Below are 13,759 nucleotides of genomic sequence, written 5' to 3' on the forward strand. Positions count from 1 at the left end.
CTGCTTGATCGTTTGACCGACAAGGAATTAGGAAATTTTTCGACTATCGGAGGCAAGCTGATGCGTGATGGAGAACCGCACCACCACCGCTGGAGGAGTCCGCACATTGTATGGCTGTGCGGCCACGGAAGCCGAAGAGCAAGATGATTTGCTAAGGGGAAGGGGGTGGTTCGCCAACCATCAAGATCCGCTGCCAAACACTCGCGAGCGGGTGAGAAAGCGGACGCCTTCCGGCCCTTCAAGCGAAAACATGCCGCCGCGTCCGGGCACGACGTCGATAATCAGCTGGGTGTGCTTCCAATATTCGTATTGCGCCTTGGAAATGTAAAACGGGCAGCCGCCGATTTCGCCAAGCAGCACATCGGAATCGCCGACGATCAGCTCTCCTTGCGGGTAGCACATCGGCGAACTGCCGTCGCAGCAGCCGCCGGATTGGTGAAACATAAGCGGCCCGTACTTTGCTTTTAATTTTTCAATCAGGGCAAGCGCGGCATCGGTCGCAATCACTTTTGGCTCCTCATTCATGTTCATGACAATCCCTCCCTGCAGGAATATGGATAGGCAGAAAAGGCAGCGCGGATGGTGCGCTGCCTGCATGATTAGAACAGTCCTAGTTTTTTCGGCGAGTAGCTGACGAGCAAGTTTTTCGTTTGTTGATAATGTTCGAGCATCATTTTATGTGTTTCGCGGCCGAATCCGGACATTTTGTAGCCGCCGAATGCAGCGTGTGCAGGATAGATGTGGTAGCAGTTCGTCCAGACGCGTCCTGCCTGGATGCCGCGTCCGAAGCGGTAGGCGGTATTAATGTCGCGCGTCCAGACACCGGCGCCTAAGCCATACAATGTGTCATTAGCAATCGCAAGCGCCTCGTCCTTATCTTTAAATGTGGTGACAGCGACGACTGGCCCGAAAATTTCTTCTTGGAAAATGCGCATTTTATTATGGCCTTTGAAAACCGTCGGTTTGACGTAATAGCCATTTTTTAAGTCGCCTTCTAAGTAGTTGCGTTCGCCGCCGATGAGCAGTTCAGCCCCTTCCTGTTTGCCAATGTCAATATAGGAAAGGATTTTTTCCAATTGCTCCGAAGACGCTTGCGCTCCAATCATCGTTTCCGTATCGAGCGGATTGCCTTGTTTAATTTGTTTCACACGCTCTAACGCGCGTTCCATAAATTTGTCGTAAATCGATTCTTGAATGAGAGCGCGGGAAGGGCATGTACATACTTCTCCTTGGTTTAAAGCGAAAAGCGTAAAGCCTTCAATGGCTTTATCGAAAAATTCATCATCTTTTGCCGCTACGTCTTCGAAGAAAATGTTTGGCGATTTTCCGCCAAGCTCCAATGTTACTGGAATAATGTTTTGCGATGCGTATTGCATGATGAGTCGTCCCGTTGTTGTTTCACCGGTGAACGCCACTTTAGCGACGCGAGGGTTGGAGGCAAGCGGTTTTCCGGCTTCTAAACCAAATCCGTTGACGATGTTGACGACACCTGGAGGAAGTAAGTCTTGAATGAGTTCCATCAGTACGAGGATCGAAGTCGGTGTTTGTTCAGCAGGTTTTAAGACAACGCAGTTTCCAGCGGCTAACGCCGGCGCCAGTTTCCATGCTGCCATTAAAAGCGGGAAGTTCCATGGAATGATTTGTCCGACAACGCCGAGCGGCTCTTTAAAGTGATAGGCAACTGTATTATGGTCGATTTCTGCTAAAGTGCCTTCTTCCGCACGGATGCAGCCGGCGAAATAACGGAAATGATCGATGGCAAGCGGGATGTCTGCATTCAACGTTTCGCGAATCGGCTTGCCGTTTTCCCATGTTTCCACGACTGCGAGCATTTCCAAATTTTCTTCCATGCGGTCGGCAATTTTGTTGAGGATTCGCGCGCGCTCGGCAGGGGAAGTACGGCCCCATGCATCTTTTGCAGCATGAGCAGCATCCAACGCAAGCTCGATATCAGCGGCTTTGGAGCGTGGTACTTCGCAGTAAGCTTGCCCCGTCACAGGAGAAATATTTTCAAAATACTCTCCATCAACTGGTGGGACCCATTTGCCGCCGATGAAATTTTCATAGCGTTTTTTGAAAGTGACAAGTGAACCAGGCTGCCCAGGTTGAGCGTAAATCATCCAAGTTTCCCCCTTTGTATCTTTTTTATATACGCTTACAAAAAAGCGTATACATTATAGAAAAGTGAAAAATTCCTCCCAGTGATTAGGTTAGCATTATATGACAATTTTGTCAAAATAAAATTTTGAATTATTTAAAATTCTATAAAAATGAAAATTATGCATCTAGTAATGCAGTTCGAGTCCTTCCAGCCAGCGGCTTGCATATACGCTGCTTAAATGATGGAACGCTTCCAGCACATCGCTCGGATTGGCGTTGAAAAATTGTCGCGCCACTTCTTGGTTATGTTCTTGGATAAACTGAAATAAAAAATCTGTTTGGATGCGATTGACAATCAGAAGCGCGCTGTAAGAACGTTCGAGCTGCTCTTTGCGTTCCGTCCGGTCCACAGTTTGTTTGAAATGTTCACGGTAACGGTCTGTGAGTTCTAATAGATGATCGCGGATGTTCGCTTGCGCTTCGTTGAACATGTTTTCCACCGCTTTCGGGGAAAAAAGCGATTGTTTCTCGAGCATCGCACCGAATATTTGTTGCAGTGCGTGCGCCGATTCCGTTGCGAAGGTGACGTTCATCAGCAGTCCATGTATATATTCCTGTTCGTCCGCAGACTGAATTCGCAATTTCATAATCGTTTCGAGCACATCAGAATGGATTTTTTCTTTCGTCCAATGTTTCGTTAGTTCATGAAGCAAAACCGATAAGATATGAGCCGCTTCTTTTTTCGTCATGGCGGTTAGTTCCTTTCTATGTTGTTTATTTGTATATTTCAAGGATGCCATGTCTTCTTCACGTCCGTCAATGTCCATGTTGTAGGACGGCGCTTCTTCAAGTAAGATGGAATTATGGAAAAAGGGGAGGAGAGAAGCGATGAAGCCGCTGCGCTTACGGGGACATCATTTATTATGTGTGCACGGATTTCGCGGAATGGGATATAGCCCATCGTTTGTGGAAAAGATGTGGGAAGTCGTGACGAAAATTCGCGATGAAGAGCAAGACTTTCCAATTCAAGTCGTCGCTGCTCTGGATGATGCGTGCATGGCATGTCCACACCATGGAGAAACGGCGTGCCAAGCCGATCCGAATTCCAATAAACATGTGACCTTCATGGACCAAAAAGTAATCCGCCATTTAGGCATTGAAGAAAACGGGGTTTACTTAAAATCGGAACTAGTGAGGCTCACCGCACAAAAGGTGCGTCCTGACGATTTAGATTACTTATGCGCCAAATGCTCCTGGCTTCCGTACGGTGTGTGTAAAGAAGGCATTGCCAATGTCCGGGCCGGAAATGTTGCACAAAAGGAAGCGGAGTAATTTTTTTGTCAGAATTCCGAAAAAATAATGACACCGCCCATAAAAAAGTGTGGTATGATAAACAAATATAAGGGGATTTTCGAACAGAAAGGGTTATGGACATGAAAGTAGCAAAGTTCGGTGGAAGTTCTGTCGCAAGCGCCACGCAGTTTCGCAAAGTGGCGGATATTGTCAGCTCCGATGTTGAGCGCCGCATTGTGATCGTATCGGCACCGGGGAAACGGTTTAAAGATGATGTGAAAGTGACCGATATGCTTATTCAGCTGGCACAGGCGGCGATCGACGGGAAAGCGTACGATGAGGTGCTTGACGAGATCGTAAAACGGTATGCGGAAATCGCGAATGAGCTCGAATTGCCAGCAGAGGAATTTTTAGCGGAACTCCAAGACGATCTGCGTTGGAAAATCAGCGAGTACCGCAATGAGCCATGCCGCTTGATGGATGCGATCAAAGCGAGCGGGGAGGATCATAACGCACGGTTGATGGCGCTGTATTTACAGGAAACCGGGCTTGAAGCGAGCTATGTCAGTCCCCGGGAGGCGGGAATTTTCGTTACGGATGAACCGGGCAATGCGCAAATTTTGCCGGAGTCATATGAAAAGTTGTATCAGTTGCGCAACCGGCGCGGGGTGTTAGTGATCCCAGGGTTTTTTGGTTACTCGCTCGACGGGCATATCGTGACATTTCCGCGCGGTGGCTCCGATATTAGCGGCTCGATTGTCGCAGCAGGGGTAAAAGCGGATGTGTATGAAAATTTTACCGACGTCGATTCGATTTATTGCGTCAACCCTTCGATTATTGCCAATCCGCGCAAGTTGAAAGAAATTACTTATCGTGAAATGCGCGAACTTTCCTACTCTGGGTTTTCCGTGTTTCATGATGAAGCGCTGGAGCCGGTGTACCGCGCGGGAATTCCGGTTTGCGTCAAAAATACGAATAATCCTGCGGCCCCAGGCACTTGGATTGTCGCCAAACGCAACCATCAGGAAGAGCCGATTGCCGGCATTGCCAGCGATACGGGATTTTGCAGCATTAACATTAGCAAATATTTAATGAACCGGGAAATCGGATTTGGCCGCCGGGTGCTGCAGATTTTAGAGGATGAAGGAATCTCCTACGAACATACTCCTTCCGGCATCGACAATATGTCGGTGATTTTACGCGCCAGCCAACTGGAAGGGGAGAAAGAAAAGCGTATTTTAGACCGCATTCAAACGGAATTGGAAGTCGATGAAGTAAATGTGGAATACGGGCTTGCGCTTATTATGGTGGTCGGCGAAGGCATGGAGCGCACCGTTGGAATGGCAGCAAAAGCGACGACGGCGCTGGCGAAGGCCAACATTAACTTAGAGATGATTAACCAAGGCTCATCGGAAGTAAGCATGATGTTTGGCGTCAAAGAGGAAGTCGTTACCAATGCGGTGCGCGCGCTGTATGAGGCGTATTTTCAAGAATTACCCGTCGGAAACAGCGTCAAATAAGAAGCAGAATACATAGGAAGCGGAAACGAACAAAACAGATTCGTTTCCGCTTCTTTTTTATACATAAGACGCCGCCCTTCGGAAAATACTACCAATGTATCTTACTTGATGCAATGGAAGGGAGGAAATGGTATTGAAGCGCTGGTTGTCCGCCATGATTGTTTGTTCTCTGTTTATCATTGCTTCCAATGGGACGCGCGCATTTGCCCAAATTCAAAAACAAGAACTGGAACAGTACATCGAAAGCATAGGCTGGTCGATGAGCGATTTGCTGAATTATTTGGACAAGTACAAGATGACGGTGGCTGATTTTCAAAGCATGGAGGAATTAAAACAATGGCTTGGCACGCCGATTACGGAAGAAAACATGCAGCGCTTGCTCAAGAAGCACCAACTGACGCAAGAAGAGCTGGAGGCGCTGCTCGGGCAGTTTGGGGAAACGATGCAAGATTATACGTTTATCGAAGATTTGGATACAGCGGTCCGTTTTTATTTGCGCCATAACGAAAAGATGCAGCAAATTAACGATATGCTTGGCGCGATTGGTTTTACTGAAAGCGAAGCAAAACGTCTGTTTGACCATATTGCCTCGCTGCCAAATCCGCATGTAGGGCAGCAGTTAGCCGAACTAGACCGCCGTCTGCAACCGTTTCTGCAAGTAGAAGATGTGACACAGCTGACAGAAACGCAGCGCCGGCAGCTGCTTTCCATTTGGGAAGACGTATTGTCTACTTTGCAAATGAAAGCAGCATTTTATTTGGAGGAAAACGGGAAAAAACAGAAAATCTCTTACCATGAGCTGGCAACGGCAAACATGCCGGAAGGACGCGAGTTATTGGTCGAACTATATAACGAAGCAGGGGAATTGCTTTCTGATGTGCGGTTGTCGAAAGAAATGTTTACTTCCGGCTATGTCGTGCGGGCGGGGGAAAGATGGATAGCAGCAGGGGAATTAGCAAGTGAAATGAAAGAAACGATGTATGGCGAAAAAATGCCGGATACCGCTTCTCCGTATCTTGCCCGTACGCTTTCCGGTGTTCTCCTCGCTTTGTTTGGCTTTTACGTTTATTGGAGCAGCAAAAAGAAATTGACGGAGTGAAAACGAGTGTTTCGTCGCGCGAAGACGTACGTTGCAGCTGTATGTATTGTGGCCGGCTTGGGGATGGCGCTTTGGAACGGTTATTGCTACTGGATGGGATATCATGCCGTACAAAATGTAGAAGCGGAAGGTAAAAAACCAGCGTCCCGGCAGGCGTCCCGGCCGCAGCAGGCGGCGCTGCCGGCAAAGCCGAAGATCGGAGAGCAAATCGGCACGCTGTTTATTCCGAAACTGAGCGTATCGATCCCGATTTACCACGGGGTGACGGAACAGCAGCTGCGAAAAGGTATCGGCCACTATCCAAAAAGCGCTCTGCCGGGGGAACCGCACAATATGGTTCTATCGGGCCATCGCGATACCGTATTTCGGCAGTTAGGGCAAATCGGCATTGGTGACGAATTAATGGTGAAGACAGCAAGCAAACAATTTATTTATCGCGTAACGAAAGTGCGCATTGTTGATCAACATGACCGGACGGTCTTGGTCGAAAAACCGCGCCCAACGTTAACGATGACGACCTGCTATCCATTTCATTTTTTCGGAAAGGCAAAGCAGCGCTATGTGCTGATCGCCCGGCTCGTTTCCGTACAATAAAGAAAAGGGCTAGAAGCGTTTTTCTAGCCCTTTACTGTTTCTTCATTATTTTTACTTTTGATCCCGCGACGTTCGTCTAGCTGATGTTTAAATTCTTTCAATAACGCCTCGCCTTGCAGCCCCTTTTTGACAAGACCCGCTAGTACGACTTCCGCCAAGTGCGTTCTGCTTGGAACGATGAATCCCTCCATCAGCACGCTGATATGGTTGTTCATTCTTGTGATGGAACGAACAGTGACGAGCATATTGGCCGGATCATTGCTGCGATTGGTAATCGTCACTTGCAGACGAAATTCATCTTCTTTGTGCTGCAAATCCGCAAAAATGGGTTCATACTGTTGGTCTAAATAGGCTTCCACGAGCCAGCGGTTTTTTCCGTCTTCTTTATTAATAATTAGGCCATCAATAAACGGAATATCCTGCGGGTCCGAATCGTCATGAACGACCGAGAGCCCCACAAGCTTGAAGGTTTTCATTCCATCCACCTCGTCAGCATTGTCTTGTAGAAATTATAGCATATTCCCATCGCAAAAGGAAAACGGATCGTATGTCTGTCCTCCATTTACTATTTTATACAGGAAAATGAAATGGGTTATGTCCATAAAATGGTGTCATGAACAAAAATATCACCACTGCCATTTTTCGTGAAAGCATGCCAAAATTTAATTTTGCTGGCCGGTTTCTTTTCTTTGTACAGATGCTAGTCATTATTGTACCAATAAATATCATGTAAAAATTCAAAAATCGCCATTTTACGATGGGAATCGATGTCATTTATGATGAAAATGCAAGGAAATGAAGGGGGAGATGTGGAGAAACATGATTAATCAAGTGGTGCTCGTCGGCCGGTTAACGAAAGATCCGGAACTTCGCTATACCGCCGATGGAGCAGCAGTCGCTAACATTACGTTAGCAGTAGCAAGAAATTTCCGCAATGCAGAAGGGAGGGTAGATACTGATTTCGTCCCGTGCGTCCTTTGGCGAAAGACAGCAGAAAACACGGCCAATTATTGCCGAAAAGGCTCGATGATTGCGGTGACGGGACGGGTCCAAACGCGAAACTATGAAAACAAAGACGGACAGCGTGTCTATGTCACTGAGGTAGTAGCGGAATCTGTCCGCTTTATCGGCACCAGCAAAGTGAATGAATGGTTCGAGCACGCCTGAATTTCCTCTGTATTTCCCCATGTTTTCCTTTCCAAATCATTGTCCCCAAGAGAAAAAGAATATATTTTCCCCAAAAAGTCCCCAACGATGGCGCTAGCACGATTATGTTAGCGCTTTTTTTCTGCAGACATAGCAATGCGCGGCCAGAAAAAATGATATGGGAACGCCCTTCTTTATTTGATGGCGTTGGAAAACTCTTTGATGATGGTGGAAATCATTACTTCAGCATGTTTTCGTTTTTTGTTTGGCAATTGTGCCAGCGAATAAATCGCTTCTTCGATGTTGGGGTTTTGCTTCAAATAATTGATAATATCGAGCGTTTTTTCGCTAATATCGTCCGTTTGGTACCATCGTCTTACCTCGCGCAACAGCTCCTTTTTGGAAGAATCCCTGCCGATTAAAAAGTCGATGCTCACGTTGTACAAGTTGCTTAGTTTTTGCAGGGACTGCACATCGGGAAGCAAGTCACCATTTTCCCATTTGCTAATTTGCGAGCGCGATATATTCAAGTATTGCGCTAATTGTTCCTGCGTCCAGTGCTGCTGTTTGCGCAAATATTTTAGCCTTTCGCCTAAATCCATCATTATTCACCACGCTATCAGAAAATCCATCAATAACTTAGAGATAGAAAAGCGTGGCGGAGACTTGTGTTCTGTTTATAACCGTTTTCCGATTTGTTCCGATAAAGAACAAAACCATTCTTTACCCCAAGGTTCGACATCTTTTTCATTTACTAGTTACATGGTATAATAAGTAAAAATGGGTAAATATTTACTATAATTAGAAAAAAAGGGGGATGATGGTGAATATTTATCTCGCTGATTTAATGGTTCGTGAACGGAAAGGCTCGAAACGGAAAAAGGAAACGTATCGCATATTTATTAAAGAGATGAAAAATCCGTTTTCGATTCGGTTGAAAACGATTGCACCGACGAATTTTACCGATTCGCTGCGGTTTTTAAAAAGCGAGGAAAACCGTGATCGCTTTTTAGGAGAGGATACGCTGTTCCGTACGATTATGTGTTCTAGTGATGCTCAATTATATTTTGTGTTTAAATGTGTCAATCAATTATATATGTTTATCGTAAAGCTGGATTTGCAAAGGCAAAAGTTTGAAATCACCCTCTACGAGTGGAACCAGCTGCAGCAAAAATATCTCCGCGTTCATACCAATGAACTATTGGCGATGGAAAGAAAGCTGATTTATGAAATCTTGCAGTCTATTTATATTTTTGATCATAAGCGCATTTCCTACTTGTATACGTGTCCGGCGAGAAAAAACAACAAAATGCTGTAGTTGGGTTGCCCCAAATGCTTTCCCTGATGGCACGCATCTTCCATGGCATGGCGATAATTTCGTCAGCATCACCCTGTTTCGTTGCTTTGTCCCGTAGGTGTTACAGCTGCTTTTCCGAAAGTAAAAAAACTCCTTCTATTAGGAAGGAATTTCCGTTATACTAGTAAATAAGAATTATAGATGAATAACATGTATAGTCAATTTTTAGCTTTTATGCGTGTCGAAAAAGGGAATATAGCTACGAAGGTTGTCGTTCTTTTGTATGATGTAGGAGCCTGGTTTTACATCAATTCCTTTTTTTCGACATGATCACCATGGCGAATTCTACTTACCGCGTGAAAGCAAAAGAGGTAAAGCGAAATCGGCGCGTGGACGTTTGATGTTGTGAATGTTCAAGAAAAGATGCGAGGGATGAAAGCAGGAAAGGAAGAGGGGGATCGCTGTGAGTATCAGGCCAAGAGATGTTGTGTTAACGACCGCTTTCGTTTCGGCGTTGTTTTTGATGCCAGATGACGGGAAAGCAGCAGAATGGAAGGTTGGGATGAGTTCGCCGCAAGTGAAAGAGCTGCAGCAGCTCTTGAAAGAAAAAGGATTTTTCACATATCCGACTGCGACGGGATATTTTGGACCGATTACCGAGCAGGCCGTTAAAGCGTTTCAAGCATCTGTCCGCCTGCCGGCGACCGGCATTGTCGATGATGCTACATATGCGAAATTGAAAGGAAGCCTCGCTGCCAATGCGGCCATGAAAATCGGCTCGCGTGGAAACGAGGTAAAAGTGCTGCAGCAAAACTTAAAACTTCTTGGTTATTTTAAGTACCCGGAGATTACCGGCTATTTTGGCGTAATCACCCAAGACGCGGTGAAACGGTTCCAGCAGGCAAACGGGCTTTCCGCAACCGGGGTGGCTGATGCTCGCACGTTGCAGCTGATTCAAAACGCCATGCGCCATCCGTCTGCCACATCGGTCAAACCGCCTCAAGCCAATGTGCTGAAAATCGGCTCGCGGGGGCGGAAGTAAGCAAACTGCAGCAAAACTTAAAACAGCTCGGTTATTTTACATATCCAAAGATCACCGGTTATTACGGAACGGTGACGGCCACCGCGGTCCGGCAGTTTCAAAAAGAATATCAGCTGCCAGTGACCGGCGCGGCTGATGGCGCGACAATCGCGAAGATCAATGAGGCGCTGAAGAAACAAGCTCCATCCTATCCGCCTGCTTCGCAAGGGACCATCTATCTAACGATCGGCTCGGCAGGCGATCAGGTCAAACAGGTGCAAGCGAAATTGAAACAGCTCGGTTATTTTACCTATCCGGAAATTACCGGGTATTACGGGGCGATTACGGCGGACGCGGTGAAGCGATTCCAGAATAGCGCCGGCCTCAAAGCGACCGGCGTTGTCGATGCGGAAACATATGAGCGATTGACGGGGCAGGCGCCGCAGCGGAAACTGGATGTCATCGAGCTTGTCGCCGATGCGTCCGAGCTTCTCGGCAAGCCGTACGTTTGGGGCGGCCAAACGCCGGAGGTGGGCTTTGACTGCAGCGGGTTGATTGTATATTTGTTTAAAAAGCAAGGCATTTCTTTGCCGCGCACGGTAGCGACGATTTGGAACGTCGGTACGCCGGTTTCCTCTCCTTCGGTTGGCGACATTGTCTTTTTTAACACCAGCCAATCCGGTCCGTCCCACGCGGGCATTTATATCGGCAATAGACAATTTATTCATAGCGGCTCTTCCACTGGCGTTACCATCAGCAGCCTGGATAATTCTTATTGGAAAGCGCGTTACTTGGGCGCAAAACGATACTAAATGGGAAAAGATGATGGACGGTTTATCCAATGAAAAGGGATGGCTTGGGGTTTTCCGGAGCTGTCCTTTTTTTACGAAGCGTTGTTCGTTTCTAAATATACGCGTAGCAATGCATGTTTGCCATCTAGAATGCTAAGCTATGGATATGAATCATTTTTCGAGCATGATGGAAAGCTTTCGACCTTAGGAGTTGTCGCGATCGCACCAAACCTACCTCCTAAATTTTACCAAAAACTTGCTTTCCCCGACTCAAGTCCCCCTCATAGCTATCTAATCAGTAAAGAAGAACCAATTTTTCTATTGGGACGCCTTCAAGTTTATGGAGAACGAATGCGCTAATGGTTGAGAAAATGGAAAGGTTATGATAATGTAAGGAATGAAGTTTGCACCGGATCTAACATTTTACATTGTAGGTGAAAGTAATGGCAGATAAAATTAAAGTAATGACTATTTTCGGCACAAGACCGGAAGCAATTAAAATGGCACCGCTTGTATTGGAGCTGAAAAAACATTCGGAACTAATTGAACCGATTGTCACCGTAACGGCGCAGCATCGGCAAATGCTAGACCAAGTGCTAGAAATTTTCCATATAAAGCCCGATTATGACTTAAATATTATGAAAGACCGCCAAACGTTGACGGATATCACCGTCCGCGCTTTAGAAGGGCTCGATGACGTGATGAAAAAGGTGAAGCCGGATTTAGTGCTGGTGCACGGGGATACGACAACGACGTTTGTCGCCAGCCTCGCGGCGTTTTACAATCAAATCGCTGTCGGGCATGTCGAAGCCGGGTTGCGCACGTGGAATAAATATTCACCATTTCCGGAAGAAATGAACCGTCAGCTTACCGGTGTGATCGCCGATCTTCATTTTGCGCCAACGAAAAAAGCGTACGAAAACTTAATCCATGAGAATAAAAAACCGGATTCGATTTTTATTACGGGAAACACGGCCATCGACGCGTTAAAAACGACGGTGACCGAAAATTATAAGCATGATATTTTAGCGAAAATCGGCAACGACCGCATGATTTTATTGACTGCCCATCGCAGGGAAAATCTTGGCGAATCCATGCGCAACATGTTCCGCGCGATTAAACGCATTGTTCAAGAGCATGAAGATGTGCAAGTCGTTTATCCCGTTCATTTGAATCCGGCGGTACGTGAAGTAGCCGATGAAATTCTTGGCCATGATCCGCGCATTCATTTAATCGAACCTTTAGATGTATTTGATTTTCATAATCTTGCCGCGAGAGCGTTTCTTATTTTAACGGATTCCGGCGGCGTGCAAGAAGAAGCGCCTTCGTTGGGGGTTCCGGTATTAGTGCTTCGCGATACGACGGAACGGCCGGAAGGCATCGAAGCGGGAACGCTGAAATTAGCGGGAACCAATGAGGAAACGATATACCGCATGGCCCGCGAGCTGTTGAATAATCGAAACGAATATGAAAAAATGGCGAAAGCTTCGAATCCATACGGAGATGGGCAAGCTTCCAAACGCATCGTGCAGGCCATTCTTTATTATTTTGGCAAGGCAGAATCTGCTCCAGCTCCTTTTACTATTTAGACAGAATATGGATCAGTAATGGAAAATAAACGTTGTATCGAATATAAGGTTGTTTTTTGATGAAGATATAAAAATGAATCATCACTTTAGGAGGTAATTATATCGCTATTATGTTCAAGAGCCTTCCGAACGGAATAAAAATAAGCATTACGAGGTCTATTTCGGCCGCCTTTGAGAAATATATGGAAATGATTCAATGGGATGAAAAAAAATATAACTTAGAGGATTTTATTGCGTACTGGCGGGATTATGCGCAAAAAAATGCTTCTTGGTTCAAGAAAATAGATGATGAGATCAAGTCTAACCCAGATTTTCACGAAGAGTTGGCTGCAAAAATAAACGAAGTGATTGAAAAGGCATTGACAGAACCACCGACAGAACAGGAAATGAAGGCGCTGGACAGTCTTATTGCTCAATTGGGGATGGATGATATTGACTATACGTGTAGAATGGAAGCGAAGTACCATATCGAACGGCTGAAGGAAAAATTAACATCGCAATCGTAATTCTCAAGGAATGAACATATCATGAACAGGCTCCCTTGAAGTAGACAGAAAAAGCTGGCGGTTTGCAAAAGTATTAGCCACGAAAGTCTGTGGCTGAAGTGATTGGGATGAAGCGGAAAACGGTTTTGACCCAAGCCGACAGGGAGCTAAGCGCCAATGAGGTGTTTGTCCATGATATTTAACGGAACAAGAGTGAATGCCTGCACGCAGGTGCAGGAAAAACTCTCTAGTACGCCAGAACCTGCCGACTTGAATGGTGCAAAAGTTCAGTTTGAGGGGTTTTTTTCATATTTTTCCCGAGAAGTCTTCCTCTTCTAATCGAAGGGAAGGGGAGATGAATCGGGAGATTTTTATTTATGAAAAACAAACATATGTTCTATTTCGGACTATCCTATCAGGCAGGGAAAGGAAGAGTTCTCCTGTTTTGCGGCCAAAACGGATTCGGATCGATGGTGTGCCCGCATCACAAGTCTGCCTGTGTTTGGATGAATGTCTTTGATGAGTGAAGGAACATCTTTTCTCTAATGCGGCTGCTGGATACTAAAAGCTAACTGCAAAAGCAAACAAAAGGAAAGCTTTCCCCTTTACAGCCAATCGATTCAAGCGGTCTGCCACGAATGCCTCTTCGCAAGAACCTCGCGCACCAAGCCATCCAACAAGGACATGCTGATGGTTATCCCTACAAGATGAAAAAGTACTTCCATACGAAATGTGAGAAATATGGCTCAAAGTCTATGATAAGGAAAAGGAACCATTTTTTATTTAGAAAACATGAAGTTTGTGGTAGAATAGTAGAAAAATAT

Annotated in this window: 15 protein-coding genes; 10 read left to right on the forward strand and 5 right to left on the reverse strand. The window is 46.0% G+C overall.

All coding sequences use genetic code 11. The features are described from left to right. Nucleotides 1–180 precede the first annotated feature (180 nt). The 3 genes from BV455_RS10245 to BV455_RS10255 all read right to left on the reverse strand — a co-directional run bounded on the left by BV455_RS10245 (nucleotide 181) and on the right by BV455_RS10255 (nucleotide 2,849). Nucleotides 181–525 (reverse strand): DUF779 domain-containing protein, encoded by a 345-nt coding sequence (locus BV455_RS10245; RefSeq protein ID WP_026078575.1) that lies wholly within the window; start codon nucleotides 523–525, stop codon nucleotides 181–183. 74 nt (nucleotides 526–599) lie between these two features. Continuing rightward, nucleotides 600–2,120, reverse strand: a complete 1,521-nt coding sequence (gene adh / locus BV455_RS10250) for an aldehyde dehydrogenase (RefSeq protein WP_017436460.1) — start codon at nucleotides 2,118–2,120, stop codon at nucleotides 600–602. A 165-nt stretch (nucleotides 2,121–2,285) separates the two neighbouring features. Then, nucleotides 2,286–2,849: a hypothetical protein gene (locus BV455_RS10255; RefSeq protein WP_081160546.1), complete on the reverse strand. Its 564-nt coding sequence runs from the start codon at nucleotides 2,847–2,849 to the stop codon at nucleotides 2,286–2,288. Nucleotides 2,850–2,988: 139 nt separating this feature from the next. Here BV455_RS10255 and BV455_RS10260 point away from each other — a divergent pair, with 139 nt between their 5' ends. From BV455_RS10260 to BV455_RS10275, 4 genes are all read left to right on the forward strand, one after another. After that, complete coding sequence (locus BV455_RS10260; protein ID WP_081160501.1) at nucleotides 2,989–3,432, forward strand: DUF1284 domain-containing protein; 444 nt, start codon at nucleotides 2,989–2,991, stop codon at nucleotides 3,430–3,432. A 101-nt stretch (nucleotides 3,433–3,533) separates the two neighbouring features. Next, on the forward strand, nucleotides 3,534–4,913 hold the full coding sequence (locus BV455_RS10265) for an aspartate kinase (protein ID WP_081160543.1): 1,380 nt from the start codon (nucleotides 3,534–3,536) through the stop codon (nucleotides 4,911–4,913). Nucleotides 4,914–5,046: 133 nt separating this feature from the next. Next, the gene (locus tag BV455_RS10270) at nucleotides 5,047–6,012 is read left to right on the forward strand and encodes a processed acidic surface protein (protein ID WP_409993877.1); all 966 of its coding nucleotides are present in this window, start codon (nucleotides 5,047–5,049) and stop codon (nucleotides 6,010–6,012) included. 63 nt (nucleotides 6,013–6,075) lie between these two features. Next, nucleotides 6,076–6,606 (forward strand): class D sortase, encoded by a 531-nt coding sequence (locus BV455_RS10275; RefSeq protein ID WP_409993898.1) that lies wholly within the window; start codon nucleotides 6,076–6,078, stop codon nucleotides 6,604–6,606. A gap of 23 nt (nucleotides 6,607–6,629) precedes the next feature. Here the strand turns inward: BV455_RS10275 and BV455_RS10280 are convergent, their stop codons facing one another. Continuing rightward, complete coding sequence (locus BV455_RS10280) at nucleotides 6,630–7,082, reverse strand: YwpF-like family protein (RefSeq protein ID WP_017436454.1); 453 nt, start codon at nucleotides 7,080–7,082, stop codon at nucleotides 6,630–6,632. 343 nt (nucleotides 7,083–7,425) lie between these two features. Here BV455_RS10280 and ssb point away from each other — a divergent pair, with 343 nt between their 5' ends. Continuing rightward, the gene (gene ssb, locus BV455_RS10285) at nucleotides 7,426–7,773 is read left to right on the forward strand and encodes a single-stranded DNA-binding protein (RefSeq protein ID WP_017436452.1); all 348 of its coding nucleotides are present in this window, start codon (nucleotides 7,426–7,428) and stop codon (nucleotides 7,771–7,773) included. Between the two features lie 173 nt (nucleotides 7,774–7,946). Here the strand turns inward: ssb and BV455_RS10290 are convergent, their stop codons facing one another. Then, nucleotides 7,947–8,357 carry a helix-turn-helix domain-containing protein gene (locus BV455_RS10290; RefSeq protein WP_061579130.1) on the reverse strand — a complete coding sequence of 137 codons (411 nt, stop codon included), beginning with the start codon at nucleotides 8,355–8,357 and terminating at the stop codon, nucleotides 7,947–7,949. A 212-nt stretch (nucleotides 8,358–8,569) separates the two neighbouring features. Between BV455_RS10290 and BV455_RS10295 the strand changes: the two genes are divergently transcribed. The 5 genes from BV455_RS10295 (at nucleotide 8,570) to BV455_RS10310 (ending at nucleotide 12,956) form a co-directional block, all read left to right on the forward strand. After that, entirely contained in the window at nucleotides 8,570–9,070 is a 501-nt protein-coding gene (locus tag BV455_RS10295; RefSeq protein WP_218687165.1) for a hypothetical protein, read from the forward strand. Between the two features lie 442 nt (nucleotides 9,071–9,512). Further along, entirely contained in the window at nucleotides 9,513–10,091 is a 579-nt protein-coding gene (locus tag BV455_RS21060) for a peptidoglycan-binding domain-containing protein (RefSeq protein ID WP_245005272.1), read from the forward strand. Nucleotides 10,092–10,096: 5 nt separating this feature from the next. After that, nucleotides 10,097–10,882, forward strand: coding sequence for a C40 family peptidase (locus BV455_RS21065; RefSeq protein WP_245005356.1), 786 nt, complete (start codon nucleotides 10,097–10,099; stop codon nucleotides 10,880–10,882). A 422-nt stretch (nucleotides 10,883–11,304) separates the two neighbouring features. Further along, on the forward strand, nucleotides 11,305–12,450 hold the full coding sequence (gene wecB, locus BV455_RS10305; RefSeq protein WP_017436448.1) for a non-hydrolyzing UDP-N-acetylglucosamine 2-epimerase: 1,146 nt from the start codon (nucleotides 11,305–11,307) through the stop codon (nucleotides 12,448–12,450). A gap of 182 nt (nucleotides 12,451–12,632) precedes the next feature. Beyond that, entirely contained in the window at nucleotides 12,633–12,956 is a 324-nt protein-coding gene (locus BV455_RS10310; RefSeq protein ID WP_223845336.1) for a hypothetical protein, read from the forward strand. Nucleotides 12,957–13,759 lie beyond the last annotated feature (803 nt).

It is taken from the genome of Parageobacillus caldoxylosilyticus, assembly GCF_019272935.1.
Classification (GTDB): domain Bacteria; phylum Bacillota; class Bacilli; order Bacillales; family Anoxybacillaceae; genus Saccharococcus; species Saccharococcus caldoxylosilyticus.